Origin of the sequence: Acinetobacter sp. YH1901141 (assembly GCF_013416935.1) — a bacterium.
GTDB lineage: Bacteria > Pseudomonadota > Gammaproteobacteria > Pseudomonadales > Moraxellaceae > Acinetobacter > Acinetobacter towneri.
This window is the reverse complement of sequence record NZ_VPEY01000008.1, coordinates 107,610-114,114: the sequence shown is the minus strand read 5'-3', so window position 1 is coordinate 114,114 and position 6,505 is coordinate 107,610. Positions and strand designations below refer to the sequence as shown.

Genomic DNA, 6,505 nt, shown 5'->3' with positions numbered 1-6,505 from the left:
ATGTTCGCGGCACAAGTTCGGTATGGGTGTTCCTGCTTCAGCTTGCTTCAAGATACTCATGATCAAGCTGTCTGAATACTTAGATGTTTTCATAGAAAATCTCCTTAAATCAAGGTTATTCGATTTTTTACTTTTAAACTCAATTATTTTTAGGGAGGATTACCAGAGAATAAAATTTGAATTATTTTTTTAATTTCTGACAGACGGTATTCTATCGTACTGAATGGATAGCACTAGAATATGCGTTCAATGTTCTGCTTAAACTTTCTGACGAAATTGCGAGATATCTAAAGTGTGAATCTGACCGCGCCAAATCCATTTTAGCTTGGATTCTAAAAACTCATCACCTTCAAACCAAACGAATAAACCTTCCATCATATCTGGCCAATCGGCTTGCGTGACTTCATTACGTCCAGAAATTACCGCGATAATTGCAGCTAAAATCGTATCATGACTCACAGCCAAACTCAGTCCGTATTGGTTGGTTGGATGGGTGTTATAAATCAGCTCAAGGACATCCACGACACCATGAATCGGATGTTTCATGCCGGGCAAGGCATTATTCACAAAACTATTAATAAAGCCTAAAGCACCCTGTTTCTGAAAATATGGGCCTGCCTGTTTGATATCAAGTACAAAGCTTCCTGGTTCCACCAATAAACCTTGTTCTATAATTTCAATGTGATGGGTATTGGGTTCGAGGGTAATGCCATCTGCCCCACGAATCATTAAAGCAGCCGTATCGACACAACGCTGAATAGGACTTGAAATACAGTGTTGAATCACCCGATCTGTATTTCCAACCAAGTAGCCTCCCCATGCTTCGGCTAAATCGCGACCTTGTTCGGTCAATTGTAAATTATAGCCAGCCAAACCCTGACCAACGACAATTTCACGAATAGAATGACGTGTAAACAAAGTCACAGGCGTCTGAGCATCAGGCAATAAATCAATTGCTTTAAGCATACTTGCAGGGAGTAGTTCTAATGCCATGATCTAGCCAAAATTTTAACTTGGTTGCTTGACACTATACCATGTTCAGCACTTTGCTCAATCTGACTTCGCCATAAGTCCAAGTGCTTGTAAGGCAATCTGTTTCATCTGCGTATTTTTATAGGCGATAAAACCACCATTTAACAATGTATCGCGCTGATTATATAAAAATGCCCGTCCCTGAAAATCGACCAATCCACCACCTATTCGTTCCAATAAACATTGTCCTGCACTGGTGTCCCACTCAGAAGTCGGATGAAAACGTGGGTAAATATCGACACGATCTTCCAAAATCATGCAGAATTTATAAGCACTACCTGCTTTTAGTTCTTCAAAATTGGTCAACTGCGCCAAGCTTTTTAAATAGTCTGCATAGTGTGATTTTTTTTGACTACTGTGGCTTAATCCAATTTTTAGAACTGAAGATGTTACCGTGGGTTCAGACTGATAGAGATACCATTGCTGAGTTAAAATATGATATTTCAATGGCATACCCTGTTCAGGACAAAAATAAATAGTTTGCTCGCCTGGTACTGCAAGTACTGCAAAAGTTGTTTGCACACCACAAATTAAACTTAAATTAATGGTAAATTCAGGACGTTGATGTAAAAACTCTTTCGTGCCATCTAAAGGATCAAGCAACCAAAATTGCTGCCATTGCTGACGTTGGTCTTGCTCACCTTCTTCGGACAACACAGGTAAATTGGAGATTTTTGCCAAAGCCTGCATTAAATAATAATTGACTCGATAATCGGCTTGCGTAACAGGAGAATCATCAGTTTTCTTTTCTACATCAAAAGCAGCACCTGAACAATAATCTTGAAATTCCTGATTTAAAATTTCACACGCCTGCTGCACGATTGGCAATAACTGTAAAATTAAAGTATGCGTTGGCGCCTTTGTTTTTATAAACATAACTATCCTTTTTAGACTGTATCTAAAGGTCTAATTTTTCATTACTTTCATAAAAACATTGTAATAAAATTTACGGCTGATGCGTAGATAAAATTTAGTGGCTAGATATGCTAAATCAAGACTTTATGTGTCAAGGCAATTCATTTTTACTTGAGTTTTTTATTTATTGAGTGCTTAGTTAATTAATCTTTAAATGGATTGGATAATCTTTTTTTAAACATCGATAAAGTGAGTGCACCACTAACCAATAATAAAATACCCACAATCACCAAATAAGTTTCACCACCAAAAAAACCAATAATAATTGCAGCAATACCCAATAAACCCAAAATAGTGGTAATGGCAATTCCTAAAATAGACATCACAATTCCTTTTAAATTTATTTAATCATGAAAAATTGTCAATATTCTTAGGTATCGTTCTGTCATATTCATGCCTCTTTTGATAGTTAAAGCGTAACATTTGAGCGCACCTTGCCACATTTATACACAGAACTTATACTGAAATAGACCAAACACGACCTATTACATTTTACTGAGTTTGCTGAATAGCTTAAGTGCAGATTATGACAACTTGATGCATTTTATTTAAAAAGATTCTTTCTTAAATCATTTTTGAATCACTGCAAAGGAAATTCCCTTTCCTTTTAGGAGACTTGCGGAGCATGCTCCTCAGGGAGAGGTTTTTTATAAGAACCCCCTCATCCACTTGCGGAATATACTCCTCATCCTGAGCAATACATGGCGTAAAAGAAGGGACTTTCAATACTAATTTTACTGATCATTTATGATCAAATTTCGACTTATAAAAGGATTCTAATTCAGGTTGAACCATTCATAGAATTAAGGTATAAAAAAGCCCGATCTGCATCAATCGGGCCAGATTTAAAGGTACACAAATTTGTATACATAATCAAAATCACTAGAATTTTAAATCAAAAAATTAATCAATCCTTTTCTAGAAAAGTTAACTCTCCCTCATCTGAGGTGATTTTAATTTTGACTTTACGATAACTACGTTTATCTGGGTTTAATGCCGACTCTGAAACATGATGGGCGAATTTTTCATCGCCCATTAAATGCGCAAATAATTTATAGCCGATACGCATTTTCTTAATTTTTTTCTTCTTTTTCTCAAACTCATCGAGTTGTTTATCTAAGTGTTTTAAATCTAAATACTGTTGTTCAGCCATTACTAGCTCCCTAATTTAAAAAATTTACCATTCAATTTCTATGCTTGTACAGACAAACAAATACAGAAATATGTCAAAAAAATTGTTTTTGTGAACGCTACAGTTACTTTTTACAACTGCCCCATCTCACCTAATTTATATGCAACGCATGTACAGTGCTTATTTATTTAGCCTAGCACAATTTGGCGAATAATCAGACAGTATTTTGAGTTATGCCTCAAGCATGTTTAAATGAGCCAGTTTTATTTGCCTTTTGGCAATTGCTTAATGGTTTAGGATGTCTAAATGCACAAAAATATCATCATGTTTGACATGGACGGAACGCTGTTAGATCTCGCTTATGATGATTTTATTTGGAATGAACAACTGCCTATTCGCTATGCAGAATTACACGCCTGTTCTTTAGAGCGCAGCAAAGAAATTTTATACGATTTTTATCAAGCGCATAGCCACACCTTAGAGTGGTATTCCTCACGTTTTTGGACGGCTAAAGTGGGTGTAGATATGCTTGCGATGCAACTTGAATATAAAGATCAAGTCACGTTGCGTCCACAAGCTATCGAATTACTGGAATATTTAAAAAATAATGGCTATCACATTTGGCTCACCACCAATGCCGATTGTGCAGGTTTAGACTTTAAATTAGCACATACAGGTTTAGCAAAGTATTTTGAAGTGATTGTTAGTTCTGAAAGTATTGGTTATGCCAAAGAGCGCGTTGAATTTTGGCAAACATTGCAACAACAACATGCATTTAATCCTGAAGATTGCTATTTTATAGATGACACCGAAAAGGTGCTTAATGGTGCTAAAGCCTTTGGGATTGGACACTTATATAGTATTGCCCAGCCATCCTCAGCAAAACCTACGCGTCAGACTTGTAATTACCCTATGTTGCACCAATTAACAGATTTAATTCCTGTCTTAGAACAATTTGAGGACACTCAAAAATATGCCTAAAACTTCGTCCCACGAAGCCATTGAAACGATCCGAATTGATAAATGGCTATGGGCTGCACGTTTTTTCAAGACCCGCTCTATTGCAAAAGCTGCCATTGAAGGCGGCAAAGTACATCACAATGGCGAGCGCGTTAAAGTTTCCAAAGAAATTCGTGTGGGAACTGAGCTGACCATTCAACAAGGTTTTGATAAGAAAACCGTATTGGTCAAGGCATTATCCGGCGTACGCGGCCCTGCCCCTGTCGCTCAGCAACTTTATGAAGAAACTGAAGTGAGTATTGCACGCAGGGAATTGATTGCGACCCAAAGAAAGTTGCATAATCTAGCACGACCTGATCATCGACCAAGTAAAAAAGACCGTCGTGACATCAGCAAATTTAAACAAGAGAATGATCAGCAATTTGACCAATTTTGGTCATATAATGATGATTAAATAGAGCGTCACAGGCTGTCGCACAGCCCGTGATATAAATAGAACTACAGGACAAATTCTGTCACTATATTGCATGTGGAAAAGATTTAAGTAAATGCATCCACTTGAGTATATTGTTTCGTGACATCGTATTGAGGTTGTAAGATGGATGAGAATAAAAGCAAGGCGTTAAACGCTGCGTTAAGCCAGATTGAAAAACAATTTGGTAAGAACACAGTCATGCGTCTTGGTGACAACACTGTGCAAGCGGTAGAAGCCGTATCTACAGGCTCATTGACCCTAGATATTGCATTGGGTATTGGTGGCTTACCTAAAGGTCGTATCATTGAAATTTACGGCCCTGAATCATCAGGTAAAACGACTATGACCTTGCAAGCCATTGCAGAATGTCAAAAAGCTGGTGGAACTTGTGCCTTTATTGATGCCGAACACGCGCTTGATCCTCAATATGCACGTAAACTTGGTGTAGATATTGACAATCTTTTAGTATCGCAACCAGACAACGGTGAACAAGCCCTTGAAATTGCCGATATGTTGGTACGTTCTGGTGCAATTGACATGATTGTAGTCGACTCCGTGGCTGCCTTAACCCCTCGCGCCGAGATTGAGGGTGAAATGGGTGATTCACACATGGGCTTACAAGCGCGCTTAATGAGCCAAGCCTTGCGTAAAATCACAGGTAATGCCAAACGTTCGAACTGTATGGTGATCTTCATTAACCAAATTCGTATGAAAATTGGTGTAATGTTTGGTAGCCCAGAAACCACAACTGGCGGTAACGCATTGAAGTTCTATGCTTCTGTTCGTTTAGATATTCGCCGTGTAGGTCAGGTGAAAGAAGGCGACGAGATTATTGGTTCTGAAACCAAAGTCAAAGTTGTGAAAAACAAAATGGCGCCTCCATTTAAAGAAGCATTGTTCCAGATTCTTTACGGTAAAGGCGTTAACCATTTGGGCGAGCTGGTCGATTTGGCTGTTCAACAAAATATCGTGCAAAAAGCAGGTGCTTGGTATTCTTATCAAGGCGATAAAATTGGTCAAGGTAAAAACAACACCATTCGCCACCTTGAAGAACATCCAGAGCTTGCTAAAGGCATCGAAGCGATTATTCGTGAACAACTGCTCACGACAGGTCAAGCAGCACCTGTAGAAGATAAAGACGAAGAAGAATTCGACTTACTTGATGTTTAAGCATACGCTAATATGAACACAACAAACTGAATTAAATAGAACGCTCTACGGAGCGTTTTATTGTATATGGAAGCATTACCATGCCTGAAGACAAATTCCCCAAACTGATTGATTACGCTGCGCTAAAACAACAATTTGGCGAAGATGAGCAATCATGTAGCCGAACTGAGCAGATATATTCCGAAACAACGTCTGCCCTGCATTTTGCCTCAAATTCTGCGCCTAACATTAATAAACAATACCCTGCTTATACAGATGCCATTGATGATCAAGAACACAATCACAATGAAGACCAAGACGAACAGCAAAACAAACGCCCAGGACTAACAGGTTCTCGTCTACGCAGCTACGCCTTTGCTGTCTTAACGCGTAAAGAATATTCTAAAAATGACTTAATTGAAAAACTGGCTTTATATGCAGAAAACCGTGATGAAGTGATTGAGTTAGTCAATGAATTGGCACGTGAAAATTATCAGAGTGATCAACGCCTAGCAGAAATGTTACTGGCTAGCCAAAAGCGGCAAGGTAAAGGGCCAAATCGTATTAAAATGGCTCTTAAAAACAAAAAAGTGGATAGCAGTTTAATTTCAGAAGAACTTAAAGAAACTGATTGGACAGAACAAGCCTATCAACTGAAAGTGAAAAAATTCGGCACAGAAGTCGCAAACGAGCCAAAACTTAAAGCCAAACAAATTCGTTTTTTACAGTATCGGGGCTTTGATATGGATGAGATTATGAAAGCAATTCGTAGGAAAGAGCAGGATTTTTAAAATAGTGGATATAAGATCAAAATAAGTAGAAGATAAATAGAATTATTATTT

8 protein-coding genes are annotated in these 6,505 nt (G+C 38.1%); 4 read left to right on the top strand and 4 right to left on the bottom strand.

All coding sequences use genetic code 11. From position 1 onward, the window contains the following. Positions 1-258 precede the first annotated feature (258 nt). From FTV52_RS06710 to FTV52_RS06695, 4 genes are all read right to left on the bottom strand, one after another. Positions 259-993, bottom strand: a complete 735-nt coding sequence (locus FTV52_RS06710) for a histidine phosphatase family protein (protein ID WP_004976677.1) — start codon at positions 991-993, stop codon at positions 259-261. Between the two features lie 57 nt (positions 994-1,050). Next, positions 1,051-1,908, bottom strand: a complete 858-nt coding sequence (locus tag FTV52_RS06705; protein ID WP_131261461.1) for a 3'(2'),5'-bisphosphate nucleotidase CysQ — start codon at positions 1,906-1,908, stop codon at positions 1,051-1,053. A gap of 182 nt (positions 1,909-2,090) precedes the next feature. Then, positions 2,091-2,270 carry a hypothetical protein gene (locus FTV52_RS06700; RefSeq protein WP_004976682.1) on the bottom strand — a complete coding sequence of 60 codons (180 nt, stop codon included), beginning with the start codon at positions 2,268-2,270 and terminating at the stop codon, positions 2,091-2,093. Between the two features lie 584 nt (positions 2,271-2,854). Beyond that, on the bottom strand, positions 2,855-3,100 hold the full coding sequence (locus tag FTV52_RS06695; RefSeq protein ID WP_004976684.1) for a hypothetical protein: 246 nt from the start codon (positions 3,098-3,100) through the stop codon (positions 2,855-2,857). Between the two features lie 285 nt (positions 3,101-3,385). Between FTV52_RS06695 and FTV52_RS06690 the strand changes: the two genes are divergently transcribed. The 4 genes from FTV52_RS06690 (at position 3,386) to FTV52_RS06675 (ending at position 6,454) form a co-directional block, all read left to right on the top strand. Beyond that, positions 3,386-4,060: an HAD-IA family hydrolase gene (locus tag FTV52_RS06690; RefSeq protein WP_096901429.1), complete on the top strand. Its 675-nt coding sequence runs from the start codon at positions 3,386-3,388 to the stop codon at positions 4,058-4,060. Further along, complete coding sequence (locus FTV52_RS06685; RefSeq protein WP_004976690.1) at positions 4,053-4,493, top strand: RNA-binding S4 domain-containing protein; 441 nt, start codon at positions 4,053-4,055, stop codon at positions 4,491-4,493. The genes FTV52_RS06690 and FTV52_RS06685 overlap by 8 nt, the downstream gene beginning before the upstream one ends. 144 nt (positions 4,494-4,637) lie before the next feature. After that, the gene (gene recA / locus FTV52_RS06680; protein WP_004976691.1) at positions 4,638-5,684 is read left to right on the top strand and encodes a recombinase RecA; all 1,047 of its coding nucleotides are present in this window, start codon (positions 4,638-4,640) and stop codon (positions 5,682-5,684) included. A gap of 80 nt (positions 5,685-5,764) precedes the next feature. Continuing rightward, positions 5,765-6,454: a regulatory protein RecX gene (locus FTV52_RS06675; RefSeq protein WP_179990297.1), complete on the top strand. Its 690-nt coding sequence runs from the start codon at positions 5,765-5,767 to the stop codon at positions 6,452-6,454. Positions 6,455-6,505: the final 51 nt, after the last annotated feature.

Coding starts and splice junctions, on each gene's coding strand:
- FTV52_RS06695 (WP_004976684.1), bottom strand. CDS start 3,100: ATGGCTGAACAACAGTATTTAGATTTAAAACACTTAGATAAACAACTC.
- FTV52_RS06710 (WP_004976677.1), bottom strand. CDS start 993: ATGGCATTAGAACTACTCCCTGCAAGTATGCTTAAAGCAATTGATTTA.
- FTV52_RS06690 (WP_096901429.1), top strand. CDS start 3,386: ATGCACAAAAATATCATCATGTTTGACATGGACGGAACGCTGTTAGAT.
- FTV52_RS06685 (WP_004976690.1), top strand. CDS start 4,053: ATGCCTAAAACTTCGTCCCACGAAGCCATTGAAACGATCCGAATTGAT.
- recA (WP_004976691.1), top strand. CDS start 4,638: ATGGATGAGAATAAAAGCAAGGCGTTAAACGCTGCGTTAAGCCAGATT.
- FTV52_RS06700 (WP_004976682.1), bottom strand. CDS start 2,270: ATGTCTATTTTAGGAATTGCCATTACCACTATTTTGGGTTTATTGGGT.
- FTV52_RS06675 (WP_179990297.1), top strand. CDS start 5,765: ATGCCTGAAGACAAATTCCCCAAACTGATTGATTACGCTGCGCTAAAA.
- FTV52_RS06705 (WP_131261461.1), bottom strand. CDS start 1,908: ATGTTTATAAAAACAAAGGCGCCAACGCATACTTTAATTTTACAGTTA.